The following is a 14,180-nucleotide window of genomic DNA, read 5'->3' on the forward strand; positions in this document are numbered from 1 at the left end:
CTACCTGTACTTTATTGTACAAACGATGCGGGAGTGGCGGAATTGGTAGACGCGCTGGATTTAGGTTCCAGTAACTTCGGTTGTGAGAGTTCAAGTCTCTCTTTCCGCACCATTTCTTGATAAGAACTAAAATTATCAAAGAATTCTTTGTTGGGATATCGCCAAGCGGTAAGGCACCAGGTTTTGATCCTGGCATTCCCAGGTTCAAATCCTGGTATCCCAGCCAACTTCTTCTACCAAGGAAAGTTGGATAAAAGAATAACTCTTGCTTAGAGTTCAAACTGGCAAATTAGTGATGCGGGAGTGGCGGAATTGGTAGACGCGCTGGATTTAGGTTCCAGTAACTTCGGTTGTGAGAGTTCAAGTCTCTCTTTCCGCACCATGTTCTTATTAAGAACTAAAACTAATTCAAATTTATAGTTGGGATATCGCCAAGCGGTAAGGCACCAGGTTTTGATCCTGGCATTCCCAGGTTCAAATCCTGGTATCCCAGCCAATTTGATTCCCCTGTCTAAAACTTCTCAATACTCATTAAATTCAACTTACTTTTTCTGCACTTAAATAAACATTTATAAATTCATCTATATTTATTGGTTTGCTATATAAATACCCTTGTAAATAATCACAGTTAAGACTCAACAACGCCTGTTCTACCTCTTTAGTTTCTATTCCTTCAGCAACTACATCGCAATTTAATCGACTCGCTAAAAACAATGTAGATTCTACAATGGCGTAATCAGGCGAGTTAGTAAGCATATCTTTGACAAACGACTGATCAATTTTTATTTGATTGATTGGCAGCTCTCTTAATAATGACAGTGACGAAAAGCCAGTACCAAAGTCATCAACACTAAATTTAAACCCGCGCATACTCAACTGTTGCATCATTTTTCTAGCAGCCGGTATATTTGTCATCATTGCACCTTCTGTAATTTCAAAAATTAACGAGTCGCTTAATGTAGGGTCGGTTGCGAGTAAACTAATTATAAAATCGTAAAACTCGCTGCTTTCAATATCTTTCGTTGATAAATTGACATGTATAGTACCGGTGAAACCAAATAGCTTGAGCTTTCTAATATGATTAACGGCTTCTTGTACAACCCATTTCGATAAAGGAAAAATAAGCCCTGTACGCTCAGCTACGGTTATAAACTTTTCTGGACTAATAAAGCTACCATCATCTTGCGGCCATCGGATAAGCGCTTCTAGGCCATGTAATTGCAGATCTTTAGAGTCCATTATGGGTTGTAAATAAAGCTCAAACTCATCTTTATGTAATGCCACTTTAATTTTGGCTGATAAATCAAAAAAGTCCTCAGCTCGTTTACCTATTGCAGATGAGTAATTTACCAAAGGTTGAAATGTTTTTTTAGCTTCATGCAGTGCCAAGTCAGCTTTTTTTAATAGCTGATCGGGCAATCGGCTATCATCAGGAAAACGGCTTACGCCTATACTTAATTGTATTTTAACCATTTGCTCATTCGTACAAAACGGACTTTTGACGGCTGAGTTTATAATGTTTACACAATAATTCATGCTTTCATCTGTATCGGTATGCAATAAAAAAGCAAACTCATCGCCACCTATTCGATATAACTTAGCAATGCCGCATAATTCTTTATTTAGTTTATTGGCAAATGCAGCCAAGAGTTGGTCACCACACTGATGCCCAAACGCATCATTAATTTGTTTAAAGTTATTTAAGTCGATATAAAATAGTGAAAATGGGGAAGGATATTCAACTTGTTTACTTAAAGATTTAAAAAATTTATCGCGGTTAGGTAGAGTTGTTAAGTTATCGTGCTCAGTTTGATATTTTTGATACTGCGTTGCTTGCTCTATTTTAAGAATACTTTTTAAGCTCAGTTTAATAACTAAAAAAACAAACCCACCACCGCCAAGTAACAACATAGCCACCATATTCATAACGACGGGTGCAATGTCGTGGTTTGAAAAATAATAGAGTATCCACCAATACCCTATAATAAAAAAAATAATAGCGCATAGCAGTACACTCCATGCTCTTTGCGATGTTTTTTTGCAAACTTTAACGGTTGTTTTTAAGCTAGCAACAAGCAGTAGCGCACCTAAAATAATTATTACTGTAAAAAAATTATCCACACACAGACTCTTTAAAGTTATTAAATTGCGATTTAGTGATGTAACACCAGTTAAATTAAAACCGTGTTCAATATAGCCGAGTCACTATTTGCTGACTTAAAAACAGACATAAAAAAAGGCTCATAAATGAGCCTTTCTAATATCTACTTTAAATTTAGCCTAAATCACCACTAATTGCGTATTTTAAAACCCAGTTTTTTATTGGCCCCGTATTATTCGCCATTTTTAAAAACTGGCTGCGTGCCCATTTAAGTGGCGTAATTTGATTAGAAAACCCAAAGTAACACGCGTCCATCATGCTCATCATTAATAAATTAGCCCTGCGGCGAGCTCGCTCGTATTCTTTAAGTTTTAGTGGGCAACCTATATCTCCTGCTTCGTTTAAAACCTCAGCAAGTGCCACTACGTCCTGAAAACCTAAATTAACGCCCTGCCCTGCAAGGGGATTAATTGTATGTGCAGCGTCGCCCACTAAAACCAAGCGCCCTTGCGAATAATTATTCGCATGTTGGCGAGTAAGCGGAAATACTGCATGGGTTTGTACTTCAAAGTCTCCAGCAAGTTCTGGGAATTTATTCAGAATGTGCGTTTTTAACTGAGTTGGGCTTAGCCCTTTAAATGCTTGCAATGTATTTGCATCGTCGTACCAAATTAAATTAGCGTACGGTGCCTGCATTGGTAAAAATGCTAACGGCCCACTTGGTGTAAACTGTTGCCATGTTTTAATTTGTTGCGGTGCATCGAGTTTAATTAATACCCCCATGCAATGCTGTTGGTACTGCCAACCCGTAATACCAATATTAGCTTTAGCACGCAGCTGTGATTGCCCGCCATCGGCAGCAATTACTAAATCAGCCGTATAGGTTTGATCACCATACACAAGCGTAATTAAATCATCCGTTTGCTCTATTTTAGTTACCGGCAATGACTGCTCAATAACCTCAATCTTATAATGCCCAAATTGCTGCCACAAACTTGCTTGAATTAAACTATTTTCAATCAAGTGGCCTAAATGTGTCGTGTTTATGTCGGCGCAATCAAATAATAAATTGTCACCACCGCGCTCAAAAGCCTCTAATTGTTGATAAGGTGCTATGCGGTTTTGCCTTAAAAGAGGCATTGCCCCTAATTCATCAAGTAAATTTTCTGAAAAACGATTAATGGCAGACACTCTAATATCCACCTTATCGCTACTAAGAATGTGCGATGGGTCTATTAGGTGTTTTTCAATTATGCGCACACCAAAGCCTTGCTGAGCCAGCTTTATCGCCATAGCTGCGCCAACCATGCCCCCGCCAACCACTATCACATTATTTTTGGTCATGTTTTTCATCATTTTATTCTTACTTGAGTCTGTTTTGATTGTATCAAAATTAATTTGTTTTATACCAGAGGATATCCCTAACAGCACATTAAACTCGTCCTGTATTGATTTGAGATCACAAACATGAAAACTATACTTGGATCTGGGCGGGTATCCAGCTAAAATACGCCTCCTTTAAGTGAGCATGCTTGCTCCTTAATCCTGTTTCTAGCACATTTTTGTGCCACTATCGAATTGAACACGAGGCAATATTTCAATGAGCAAAAAGCTGCATATTAAAACCTGGGGTTGTCAGATGAACGAATACGACTCTCAGAAAATGGCTGAACTTTTAGATGCCACCAACGGCTACCAGCTAACTGATGATGCAACAGATGCCGACGTAATCTTACTTAACACCTGTTCAATTCGTGAAAAAGCACAAGAAAAAGTATTTCACCAGTTAGGTCGTTGGAAATTGTTAAAAGACGACAAGCCAGACTTAATAATTGGTGTAGGTGGTTGTGTTGCCTCACAAGAAGGTGACTCTATTCGCCAACGCGCACCATTTGTAGATGTTATTTTTGGCCCGCAAACATTGCATCGTTTACCAGAAATGATTAAACAAGTGCAAGGCAACAAAGGTTCATCGGTTGTTGATATTTCATTCCCAGAGATTGAAAAGTTTGACCGCCTGCCAGAGCCAAAAGCGGATGGCCCATCTGCGTTTGTATCAATTATGGAAGGCTGTTCTAAATACTGTACTTTTTGTGTTGTACCATATACTCGCGGCGAAGAAGTTAGCCGCCCAGTAGATGACGTACTACTTGAAATTGCACAGCTTGCTGAGCAAAACGTACGTGAAGTAAACCTACTAGGCCAAAACGTAAACGCATACCGCGGCGACACACACGATGGCGAAATATGTTATTTCTCAGATTTGATTCGTCTTATTGCTGCTATTGATGGTATTGACCGTATTCGTTACACCACATCGCACCCGGTAGAATTTACGCCTGATATAATCGATGTTTACGCTGATGTACCAGAGCTTGTAGATCACTTACATCTACCAGTACAAAGTGGTTCAGACCGTATATTAAACCTAATGAAACGTGGCCATACGGCAATTGAATACAAATCGACAATTCGTAAGTTACGTAAAATTCGTCCTAACTTAAGCATGTCGTCAGATTTCATTATTGGTTTCCCAGGCGAAAGCCAAGAAGACTTTGAAGCAACCATGAAGCTTATTAGCGACATTGGTTTTGATATGAGCTTTAGCTTTATTTACAGTGCACGCCCAGGTACGCCAGCGGCAGATTTGCCAGATGACGTAACAGAGCAAGAGAAAAAAGAACGCTTATACTTACTACAAAATCGTATTACACAAATGGCGCAGCAAATTAGCCGCCAAATGTTCGATACAGAGCAACGTATACTTGTTGAAGGTCCTTCTAAAAAGAACCCAATGGAATTACGTGGCCGTACCGAAAATAACCGTGTAGTAAATTTTGTTGGCCCACACACAGTGATCGGACAGTTTGTTGACGTACGTATTACCGAAGCACTACCTAATTCTTTACGTGGTGACTTAATTCGTACAGAATCAGAAATGAACTTACGACGTGAAATCGCGCCTTCAGCTATTTTAACTAAAGCTGCAGCTGCAGAGCCAAAACCAGACACTGTTAACGAAATTGGCGTAGCTACTTTCGTTCCTTAGTCACACTATTAGCGCCAGTTAACGCTGGCGCAGTACTATAGGAAGCAATTTTGAGTAATCAGTTAAAAACATTAGAGATTTATTTAGAACCTGCCGATAACAAACGCCTTTCTTCTTTATGTGGCCCGTTTGACGAAAACATCAAACAAATTGAACGCCATCTGGCTGTTGAAATAATTCACCGTGACAACTTTTTTAAAGTAACCGGTAAATTACACAACTGCGCCGGCGCTGTAGAAATCTTAAAAAACCTTTATGTTGATACTCAACCAGTTCGTGGTGTTTTAGGCGAAATAGAACCCGAAGCCGTTCATTTAGCTATTACCGAATCAAAAGCCCTAGAGCAAGACGCATCAAGCAGTGCTTACGGCAAAGATATGGTGATTAAAACACGCCGTGGTGTAATTAAACCACGTAACGATAACCAAGGTGTTTATGTGGCTAATATTTTACACCACGACATTACCTTTGGTATTGGCCCTGCTGGTACTGGTAAAACCTACCTTGCTGTTGCTGCCGCCGTTGACGCCCTTGAGCGCCAAGAAATACGCCGTATATTATTAACGCGTCCTGCTGTAGAAGCGGGCGAAAAGCTTGGCTTTTTACCTGGCGATTTAAGTCAAAAAATAGACCCATACCTGCGCCCTCTTTACGACGCGCTTTTTGAAATGCTAGGTTTTGAAAAAGTAGAAAAGCTCATCGAAAAAAATATCATTGAAGTCGCACCGCTTGCTTACATGCGCGGACGTACTTTAAACGATGCCTTTATTATTTTAGATGAAAGCCAAAATACCACCGCCGAGCAAATGAAAATGTTTTTAACCCGCATAGGGTTTAACTCAAAAGCGGTTATTACAGGCGATATAACACAAGTCGATTTACCTCGTGGTACACGCTCAGGCCTTCGCCATGCAATGGAAGTACTTGATGGTGTAAACGAAATTAGCTTTAACTACTTTAAAGCCCAAGACGTAGTACGCCACCCTGTTGTAGCACGCATAGTTGAAGCTTACGAGCGTAACGACGAAAGCGAGCGACTAAAGCGCATTGAAAAGCAAAATGCAAAAGACGCACTTGCTGCTCTTCAACAGCCTACTACTAAAGAGTAATACTTTGACAACCGAACTTGATTTACAAATAGCGTGTGAGTTTGACAACCTCCCAAGCGAAGAACAATTTGCACTGTGGGCCGACAAAGCCCTTAGCCAATATCGTGATGAGTCAGAGCTCAGTATTGTTATTAGCGACGAAGCGCAATCGCAACAGCTTAATAACGACTATCGTGGTAAAAATAAACCGACCAACGTACTGTCGTTCGAATTTGAAGCACCACCAGGAATAGATATTCCCTTGGTTGGTGATTTAATTATTTGCCCAGCCATTGTATTAGCTGAAGCAATTGAGCAAGAGAAGTCATTTCATGACCACTTTGCCCACATGGTTATTCACGGATGCTTGCATTTGCTTGGATTTGACCATATAAAGAGTGACGATGCTTTAGAGATGGAAAGCATAGAAAAGCAATTACTTGCAGAGCTGAACATAGCAGACCCATACCGGGACGATATTTAAATTAACGGAGCAATTAGACGCAATGAGCGACGGTAACTCGCAATCTAGCCAGGGTTCTTCTGGCAAAACGTGGTTGGGCAGAATAGCTCAAATGTTGCAAGGGGAACCCCAGAATAGAGAAGAGCTGGTCGAAGTTATTGCCGATGCGCAAGAACGAGACGTAATCGATCCAGAAACAAAAGAGATGATAGAAGGTGTGCTTGGCGTGTCTGAGCTTAAAGTGCGAGACATAATGGTTCCGCGCTCACAAATGATCACTCTTGAGATCGACAAACCGCTTGAAGAGCTAATTCCAATGATGGTTGACTCAACTCACTCACGCTTTCCGGTGGTGATTGAAGATAAAGATCATGTAGAAGGTTTTTTGCTCGCTAAAGATTTATTGCCACTGATCTTAAATAAAGACGAGCACTTACCATCAATACGCGATTATTTACGCCCAGCAATGGTAGTACCTGAAAGCAAACGTGTTGATACACTGCTAAACGAATTTCGTCAGCAACGCTACCATATGGCTGTTGTTATTGACGAATACGGCGGCGTATCGGGCTTAGTAACGATTGAAGATATTCTTGAAATAATTGTTGGCGAAATCGAAGATGAGCACGACGAAGAAGAAGAACATCAAGATATTCGTCGACTTGCTAAACATGTTCACGTAGTGCAAGCACTCACACCTGTAGATGACTTTAACGAGCATTTTAAAACAGGCTACAGCACAGACGAAGCCGATACTATTGGTGGAACTGTACTGCACGCATTTGGCCACATGCCAAGCCGTGGGGAAACGATTGACATAGAAGGTTACCAATTTAAAGTAACCAACGCCGACAATCGTCGTATTTTGCAACTGCAAGTCACCGTTCCTAAGGATGATGATAACGACAGTGAAGAAACTGCTAACTAGACTTACCCTATTAGCAAAAGATAAAAAAGCATGGCTCGCACTGGTTGCGGGCCTTGTTTTAACTTTTGGCTATGCCCCCTTTGAAATTTGGCCCATTGTATTTATTAGCCTTGGTGCCATAATTTTTTGCATTAACCCTAATAATACCGGTAAAGCACACGCAAAAACCGCTGCTAAATATGGCTTTATATTTGGTCTAGGTTGGTTTGGTGCAGGTATAAGCTGGGTCCATGTTTCTATTGCCACCTTTGGCGGTATGCCGCTTATAGTGTCACTCTCATTAATGGCTTTTTTGTGCTCATACTTAGCGTTATTTCCAGCCCTTGCCTTTTGGGCAACCACACGCTTTGCCACTGGCCCTAAAAGCTTTGGTGCATTACTCATTGCTTGCTTTGCAATTAGTGAGTATTTACGTGGTACCGTACTTACCGGTTTCCCGTGGTTAAGTTTTGGCTATACACAAACCGACGGACCACTCAGGCTGCTTGCCCCTTATATTGGCGAGTTTGGCTTAACCCTCGTGTGTATAGCAATTGGTTTTTCACTTTATCGCTTAACCCAAAAAGATTTTAAAACCCCTGTTGTTACGGCCATTGCTGTTGCGCTCATTTTTACAGGCGCAAATACCACAGGCAGTATTCATTACACAGATAAAAACATGTCGGTATTACTCGTTCAAGGAAACATACAACAACACCTGCGCTTTGAGCCAAGTGAGTTTTGGACCACCATGAGCAAATACCAAGACATGACGCGCCCTCACTGGGATGCCGACTTAATAGTATGGCCAGAAGCCGCAGTGCCCGAAATAGAAATGCTTGCTGATTCCTACCTAGCCAATTTAGACAGTGCAGCCTCGTTTAATAAAACCGCCCTTGTAACCGGTATTGTTGACTACCAACGCGATACTAAAAACATATTCAATACACTTATTGTGGTCGGTAATAAAGAACGCGACGACGAGCATGGGCATTACCGTTACCTAGATAAAAACCGCTATCAAAAACACCAGCTATTACCTATTGGCGAATTTGTACCGTTTCAAGATTTACTGCGCCCTATTGCCCCGTTATTCGATTTACCTATGTCGTCGTTTACGCGTGGCGATAAAGTACAAAACAACTTACGCGCCAATGGCTTTAACCTACTACCCGCTATTTGCTACGAAATTGTTTTTGCCGATTTAGTACGCGGTAATTACAAAAGCGACTCCGACCTACTCTTTACTGTAAGTAACGATGCCTGGTTTGGCGACTCCATTGGGCCTTTGCAACATATGCAAATAGCCCGTATGCGCGCGCTCGAACTACAACGCCCTCTAGTGCGTGTTACTAACAATGGTGTAAGCGCCGTATACGACCCTATAAGCCACACACAACAAACCATGCCTCAGTTTGAAGCTACCATATTAAAAGCCAACATTAAGCTTATAAAAGGCGATAGCGTGTACAGCCAGTATGGAAACATGTTTGTGTGGGGATTTGTGTTGTTGATGGGAGTTATTGGGTTTGGGGCTAGGTTCAGAAAATAAGTTAATACTGATCGCTGTTGAAGTTCAGCTCTCAGTATTAAATTAGAAGTCAAAGCTCAAAATTTATGATGCTAACCTCACCCATACACTACTGTATACTGCTATGAATCCGATAAACATTGGACTATATAACTCTAAAAAGTCACGTTGACGAAATTGTTCCAGAAACCAGTGAGAAAACATAATACCGAGTGCGAATAAATACTGAAATTTATCTTTCGAGTCTATTAAATAAAACTTATATAGACGTGGGTTGCCATGCTCGTCATATTCAGTAAGGTCGATATAAGCATTAAAAAATAACCTTACTTTAAGGTCATAGTCTAAATAGCTATGACTGCTGTGTTTGTATTTATCATCATTAAGATATATTTTTTTTGGTTTAAGCAAATCAGGGATAAATCCATCAACTACATCATTGTAACTGTCATACCTTCTAAAAAACTTATTATCCAAAACTCTTGTAGCGAATTGTTTTTTATAATTATCTGTATAGAAGTGAGATATAGAATTATATCGGAGTAATAAATATCCAATCGATAACAGTAAAAGAGTATTAATACCTGTAGGGTTAGTAAATGTAATTTTAAAAATAAAAGTATTTGCCTCTGTAACCTTCGCGCCTGAGAAAGTAAGGGCTAATAACACTGATGAAATAATTACTAGCGTTTTTTTACAACTTGCTAAAGCAGTATCGATAGGCGGAGCTAAATTTAAATCTGCATTAATTGCTTTGTTTAACTCTTTCACAGGTTCAATCACTTAACTACGCTCCATTTTTTTGTTTAATAATAAAGGTGACTTTAGCTTTAAGCTTAAATAAATTAAAGATCATTAACACTTCATAACTGCAATAATTTTCTCAACCCATAATACCAGCTAAGCGCAGCGACTGTGCCATGAGTTTCACCTTCAAAGTAACGTTGATTTATATGTAAATTATTACTTGAATGCATTTTTAATCTTTTAGCAAACTCTAAGCCCCATTGGTAATTTGTTTTGCCAATCTCACCAAACGCTTCGGCATTATTTGCAAAGGTAAAATACACATTACCTTTAAGCAGCTTATTTATTAGTTGCTTCTCATCAAAATAACGATTGAGATAGTTATTATCCCAAAGATACGTGGCATCAATAATTAAGTAATCTGTAAATAGCGCATGGTTGATAAGCAATACATAGCTGGCAAACAAGCCACCGAAAGACTCGCCAATTAAAACTCGTTTATTTGATGTGCGATATTTTTTATTAATGAGTGGAATGAGTTCCTTTTCAAAAAAGGCGCTGTAATTTGCGGCGTTGCCAATATTTTCAAACTTTTCGAGTAGCTGACCGTTAAATGTCCAATCTACATTTGTAGGGGTAAAGTCGCGCTCTCTTATCGCATTTTTACTGTTAGGAATAGCAACAATAATAGCTTCTTGTATTTGCTGCTCTAGCCGCTCTGTACTGAGCGCTTCCACCAGTCCAGCAACTGCTTTTAAATGGGTTGGGTCACCATCAAGCAAGTAAATCACAGGATATACTTGATTCGGGTTTTCACTGTAGCTTAGCGGTAAATAAACACTATAATTACGCTGTTCATTTAAAATAGTAGATTTTAGCTGATAGGTTTTGGCTAAAATAATAGACTCTGAGGCATTTACATTTACTGTAAAAAATAAATATAAAAATATTATTGATAAGACTTTCATACATATCCTTGTATTAATAACAAACCAAGAAGAAACGTCTGGCTTTCTTTCAACAATCAAAACACCGCTTTTATTGCTATTCCTTAATTCGCGACGCTAACTTTTTATATATCGCATCTTTATCGCGCTTACCAATTGCAAGTACATAAACCACAACTTCGTTGTCAATAACTTCGTAAGCTAAGCGATACCCTGCCGTACGCAATTTTATTTTGTAAACATTATCAAAGCCTCGCAACTTGGATGCAGGCACATGTGGGTTGTCTAAGCGCTCAGTAAGTTTCTTTTTAAACTGACTTTTAAGTGGGGCCGCTAGCTTCCCCCATTCCTTTAACGCCGCAGGTAAAAACTTTAACTTATAAGTCATCTATACTAACTTCAACCGCTTGAGATAAATCACCTCTGCGGCTCTCAACAACTTTAGTTAGTTCATAATCATCCAGTTGTTCCATAATTAGCTCATACATTGGTGCAGGTACTAAGTAAGCAGCAGGCTTGTTATGATTTAATATGGCTATTGCAGCGCCATCTGCTTCATTTAAAAGCGCTGTTGGATTTTTTTTAAGTTCTGAAATACTTGCCGAACAATCAGCTAAAACTTGTCTCATGAAACACCTAAAAAGAACTAAATTAAGCCCTAATTTTAGACCTTTTTTTATTTATAGCTATTCTTTTTTATAATCTTGTTAGTTTTTATTACTCTTTCACTGCATCTACAACGGTTTCAACATCCACAACTTGATTCAAGTTACCTTTAATAACCACTGTCGCCGATATTTTATCTTGAATGGCTTGTCTGTTTGGATCCCAGTATATCTGCAGGAACCCTAATAGCCCGGTTGCAAAGCCTGCGCCGTAGCCGCCATAGCGACCAAAACAATCTAATAAACCTAATGGCTCACCGCTTAGGGCGACCACGCGAATATTACATGCTTTTTTACCTGGTGTTTGCCCGCGCCAAAGTAACGAGAACAACGTAAAGTAAACAGCAGCCCAGCCAAACCCTAAGCCTAGGTCTTGAATAATGCCTTTGCTCCACTGCAAAATACTGTTAGTAGTTGTTTGTGCTGGCTTTTCTTCTATTAACTGTGCCGGTTGTATTTCGTTATTTTCACTGAGCACTAATAGCTGTAAAAATACGGTAGCAAGTTGTGGGCTTTGTAGGTCATTCATTTTTGCTAATTTGGGTACTTCCCCTATTAAATTATCAAGCGCATTTTGCTGGCAAGGTTGATCACAGCTTTCATCGGCTGTTTGCGCTAAATAAGTATTTACCCGTTGCTTTTCTGTGGCGGTAAGCTGAATTTCATCTTGTATTTTTACGCCCTGAACAGCTAGACCTTGATCAGCGTTATCGTCTTCTAGGTAATCTATGCCAATTGAAAGCACAGTAAGTGCGCTTACAAATAAAAAACTTGCTGCAAAAATTTTTAGGGTTCTTCGCCAAAACGACGACATTTTAGGTAAGTACTGTTGCGCAGTGCCTTTATAAAAAGCCATTGCAGCGACAAATGCGATTAAAGCCGCACTGAGCTTGGCTGCTAAAAATATAAGTGCAACATCAATTATAATCGCTAATGCACGCCTACTTGGTGTAGCTAAAGGCAAGCCTAGTAATGCACTGTCAATTTTAAAGGCGTAGGGGGTAACAACTTCTCGGGTTTCAGAATTTGATAATTCTAATTGTTCTATCTCTTTGGCTTTCATTATTTTTCTTGTTATTAAAATAGGTAACCCGGTTAACTTACGCGTTTTTTATTTTTTGCTCAAGGTAAACCTAAAGTAAATAAAACAACGACAACTCCTAACTGTTAGTGAACTAAATGTAATTTAATTACTCATAACAGCACTAATAAGTTGAGGATTTAATGTGAGTAAAGGGAATGCATGGCCGTGGGTCATCTCGTTATGTATACACGCTATAGTGTTGTACTTTTTGTTTTCGCAATCTATTAACGTTGCGCCGCCAAAGGAGGAAAAAAGCGCAATAATACAGGCCTATGTTACGGTTAATTTAGCAAGCCTACCTAAGCCAAGCTCAATTGTTACAACAACTAATGCGCCTGATATAAAACCTGTAAATACTAAAACTGATGCACCAAATGCAGCGACCTCTAACACTACACCTATAAAAAAAGATTCTACAAAAGCCAAAGTAAAGGTGACTAAAAAAACGCAAGCCAAAACCACCACGTTACCACAGGCACAAACTGAGCTTAAAAAAGAGCCTGTAAAACCTGTTGAACCCCAGTTAGCCGCGCCTTCAGAGCCTACAACAAAAGTTTCTCAAACATTTAAAAAGCTAAATCCATACGCGCCGCTATTTGGCTCTCCTGTAAATAATATGACTCATAAAAAAATGGTCTCCTTTGGTGAAGATAAAAGCTCTGAAAATGATGAGATAAACAATAATCCCACTATTAAAACGCCAGTAAAATCTGCTAATTCAGAAGTTATTAGCCAAAATACAGCAGGCACACGACGATTAGAAAAATTTAACGGTAAATGCTATTTAATTGATACTTCAACCGTATTTGGTAGTAATGGCATGCCTCAAGGTAGCGGTAAACCCTGTCCTGAGGATAAAACTGATAAAGAAATTATGTTTGAAAAAATCATGGAAAAATGGAGCCGTAAAAATAATTAGCTTTAAATAAGTGAACAAATAATATGTTTATCCGTATTGGTAAGCTTAAAGTACTTAGGAGTAAACCATGATCACCAAACAACTATCATCACTTTTTGTATTTAATTTATTAGTTGTAAGTGCACAAGCTAATGCAAACCAGCGCTGGTACGTTGTTAACGACTCAGTAATGGGCGGTGTATCTAATAGCCAATTCACACAAACTCAAGAAAGTTTGCTGTTTACAGGCAATGTTTCGCTTGATAATAACGGCGGTTTTGCATCAATACGTACAGAGCTAAATACACAAAGCCAAAATACTAAAGCTATAGCACTGCGTGTTAAAGGCGATGGACAAACCTATCAGCTTAGACTCAGAACTACCAATTACCTTGATGGCGCAGCGTACACCCACTCATTTAAAACAGTAAAAAATGAATGGGTAGATATAAACTTTGCTCCGAGTGATTTTACTTTAACGTATCGCGGTCGCGTGCTTGAGCAACAACCGATTATTGATTTTGATGACATAAAACAGCTAGGCTTTATGATTGCAGGCAAGCAAGAAGGTAGGTTTAAACTTGAAGTGGGTAAAATTGAGTTTAAAAGCTAGCCCACCAGCAGGTAGTGTTTAGAAATCTGTGTCATTTCAGTATTATTAAGAAAACAGGAGTGACACATGACTCAATCTTTCGATTTC

At 39.3% G+C, this 14,180-nt stretch carries 14 protein-coding genes and 4 tRNA genes; 11 read left to right on the plus strand and 7 right to left on the minus strand.

Annotated features, from left to right (window positions below; translation table 11 throughout):
* The first annotated feature begins 27 nt into the window (after window positions 1-27).
* From I6F66_RS19905 to I6F66_RS19920, 4 genes are all read left to right on the plus strand, one after another.
* A tRNA-Leu gene (locus tag I6F66_RS19905) sits at window positions 28-112 on the plus strand.
* A 39-nt stretch (window positions 113-151) separates the two neighbouring features.
* Window positions 152-226 (plus strand) — tRNA-Gln (locus I6F66_RS19910).
* Between the two features lie 71 nt (window positions 227-297).
* A tRNA-Leu gene (locus I6F66_RS19915) sits at window positions 298-382 on the plus strand.
* A 39-nt stretch (window positions 383-421) separates the two neighbouring features.
* Window positions 422-496: transfer RNA gene (locus tag I6F66_RS19920), tRNA-Gln, on the plus strand.
* 41 nt (window positions 497-537) lie between these two features.
* Here I6F66_RS19920 and I6F66_RS19925 read toward each other — a convergent pair.
* Entirely contained in the window at window positions 538-2,121 is a 1,584-nt protein-coding gene (locus I6F66_RS19925; RefSeq protein ID WP_007585601.1) for a bifunctional diguanylate cyclase/phosphodiesterase, read from the minus strand.
* A gap of 154 nt (window positions 2,122-2,275) precedes the next feature.
* Window positions 2,276-3,532 (minus strand): FAD-dependent monooxygenase, encoded by a 1,257-nt coding sequence (locus I6F66_RS19930; RefSeq protein WP_165740995.1) that lies wholly within the window; start codon window positions 3,530-3,532, stop codon window positions 2,276-2,278.
* Between the two features lie 169 nt (window positions 3,533-3,701).
* Here I6F66_RS19930 and miaB point away from each other — a divergent pair, with 169 nt between their 5' ends.
* From miaB to lnt, 5 genes are read left to right on the plus strand one after another with little or no spacing between them, the layout of a single operon-like run.
* On the plus strand, window positions 3,702-5,150 hold the full coding sequence (gene miaB, locus I6F66_RS19935) for a tRNA (N6-isopentenyl adenosine(37)-C2)-methylthiotransferase MiaB (RefSeq protein WP_165728902.1): 1,449 nt from the start codon (window positions 3,702-3,704) through the stop codon (window positions 5,148-5,150).
* 50 nt (window positions 5,151-5,200) lie between these two features.
* Window positions 5,201-6,259: a PhoH family protein gene (locus I6F66_RS19940; RefSeq protein ID WP_165740996.1), complete on the plus strand. Its 1,059-nt coding sequence runs from the start codon at window positions 5,201-5,203 to the stop codon at window positions 6,257-6,259.
* 4 nt (window positions 6,260-6,263) lie between these two features.
* Complete coding sequence (gene ybeY / locus I6F66_RS19945) at window positions 6,264-6,722, plus strand: rRNA maturation RNase YbeY (RefSeq protein ID WP_002958542.1); 459 nt, start codon at window positions 6,264-6,266, stop codon at window positions 6,720-6,722.
* A gap of 22 nt (window positions 6,723-6,744) precedes the next feature.
* Entirely contained in the window at window positions 6,745-7,629 is an 885-nt protein-coding gene (corC, locus tag I6F66_RS19950; RefSeq protein WP_165728904.1) for a CNNM family magnesium/cobalt transport protein CorC, read from the plus strand.
* On the plus strand, window positions 7,610-9,160 hold the full coding sequence (lnt, locus tag I6F66_RS19955) for an apolipoprotein N-acyltransferase (protein WP_197209638.1): 1,551 nt from the start codon (window positions 7,610-7,612) through the stop codon (window positions 9,158-9,160). The genes corC and lnt overlap by 20 nt, the downstream gene beginning before the upstream one ends.
* A gap of 63 nt (window positions 9,161-9,223) precedes the next feature.
* On the opposite strand, the gene I6F66_RS19960 is transcribed toward lnt, so the two are convergent.
* From I6F66_RS19960 to I6F66_RS19980, 5 genes are all read right to left on the minus strand, one after another.
* Window positions 9,224-9,922: a hypothetical protein gene (locus I6F66_RS19960; RefSeq protein ID WP_197176553.1), complete on the minus strand. Its 699-nt coding sequence runs from the start codon at window positions 9,920-9,922 to the stop codon at window positions 9,224-9,226.
* Window positions 9,923-10,002: 80 nt separating this feature from the next.
* Window positions 10,003-10,854 carry an alpha/beta hydrolase gene (locus I6F66_RS19965; protein WP_197176552.1) on the minus strand — a complete coding sequence of 284 codons (852 nt, stop codon included), beginning with the start codon at window positions 10,852-10,854 and terminating at the stop codon, window positions 10,003-10,005.
* A 76-nt stretch (window positions 10,855-10,930) separates the two neighbouring features.
* A complete protein-coding gene (locus I6F66_RS19970; protein ID WP_197176551.1) occupies window positions 10,931-11,221 on the minus strand; it encodes a type II toxin-antitoxin system RelE/ParE family toxin in 291 nt (96 codons plus the stop codon).
* Window positions 11,211-11,462, minus strand: coding sequence for a type II toxin-antitoxin system Phd/YefM family antitoxin (locus tag I6F66_RS19975; RefSeq protein WP_033029102.1), 252 nt, complete (start codon window positions 11,460-11,462; stop codon window positions 11,211-11,213). The genes I6F66_RS19970 and I6F66_RS19975 overlap by 11 nt, the downstream gene beginning before the upstream one ends.
* 88 nt (window positions 11,463-11,550) lie before the next feature.
* Complete coding sequence (locus I6F66_RS19980; protein WP_197176550.1) at window positions 11,551-12,561, minus strand: RDD family protein; 1,011 nt, start codon at window positions 12,559-12,561, stop codon at window positions 11,551-11,553.
* A gap of 163 nt (window positions 12,562-12,724) precedes the next feature.
* Between I6F66_RS19980 and I6F66_RS19985 the strand changes: the two genes are divergently transcribed.
* Together I6F66_RS19985 and I6F66_RS19990 are read left to right on the plus strand one after the other, a co-directional pair.
* Window positions 12,725-13,501: a hypothetical protein gene (locus I6F66_RS19985; RefSeq protein ID WP_197176549.1), complete on the plus strand. Its 777-nt coding sequence runs from the start codon at window positions 12,725-12,727 to the stop codon at window positions 13,499-13,501.
* A 67-nt stretch (window positions 13,502-13,568) separates the two neighbouring features.
* Entirely contained in the window at window positions 13,569-14,093 is a 525-nt protein-coding gene (locus I6F66_RS19990) for a CIA30 family protein (protein ID WP_197159981.1), read from the plus strand.
* Window positions 14,094-14,180 lie beyond the last annotated feature (87 nt).

It is taken from the genome of Pseudoalteromonas sp. NZS100_1 (genome assembly GCF_015864285.1).
GTDB classification, from domain to species: Bacteria; Pseudomonadota; Gammaproteobacteria; order Enterobacterales; family Alteromonadaceae; genus Pseudoalteromonas; species Pseudoalteromonas arctica.

Excerpts from the sequence above, each read along its gene's own strand:
- I6F66_RS19990 (WP_197159981.1), top strand. The coding sequence starts at position 13,569 with ATGATCACCAAACAACTATCATCACTTTTTGTATTTAATTTATTAGTT.
- I6F66_RS19975 (WP_033029102.1), bottom strand. The coding sequence starts at position 11,462 with ATGAGACAAGTTTTAGCTGATTGTTCGGCAAGTATTTCAGAACTTAAA.
- corC (WP_165728904.1), top strand. The coding sequence starts at position 6,745 with ATGAGCGACGGTAACTCGCAATCTAGCCAGGGTTCTTCTGGCAAAACG.
- I6F66_RS19970 (WP_197176551.1), bottom strand. The coding sequence starts at position 11,221 with ATGACTTATAAGTTAAAGTTTTTACCTGCGGCGTTAAAGGAATGGGGG.
- I6F66_RS19980 (WP_197176550.1), bottom strand. The coding sequence starts at position 12,561 with ATGAAAGCCAAAGAGATAGAACAATTAGAATTATCAAATTCTGAAACC.
- miaB (WP_165728902.1), top strand. The coding sequence starts at position 3,702 with ATGAGCAAAAAGCTGCATATTAAAACCTGGGGTTGTCAGATGAACGAA.
- I6F66_RS19965 (WP_197176552.1), bottom strand. The coding sequence starts at position 10,854 with ATGAAAGTCTTATCAATAATATTTTTATATTTATTTTTTACAGTAAAT.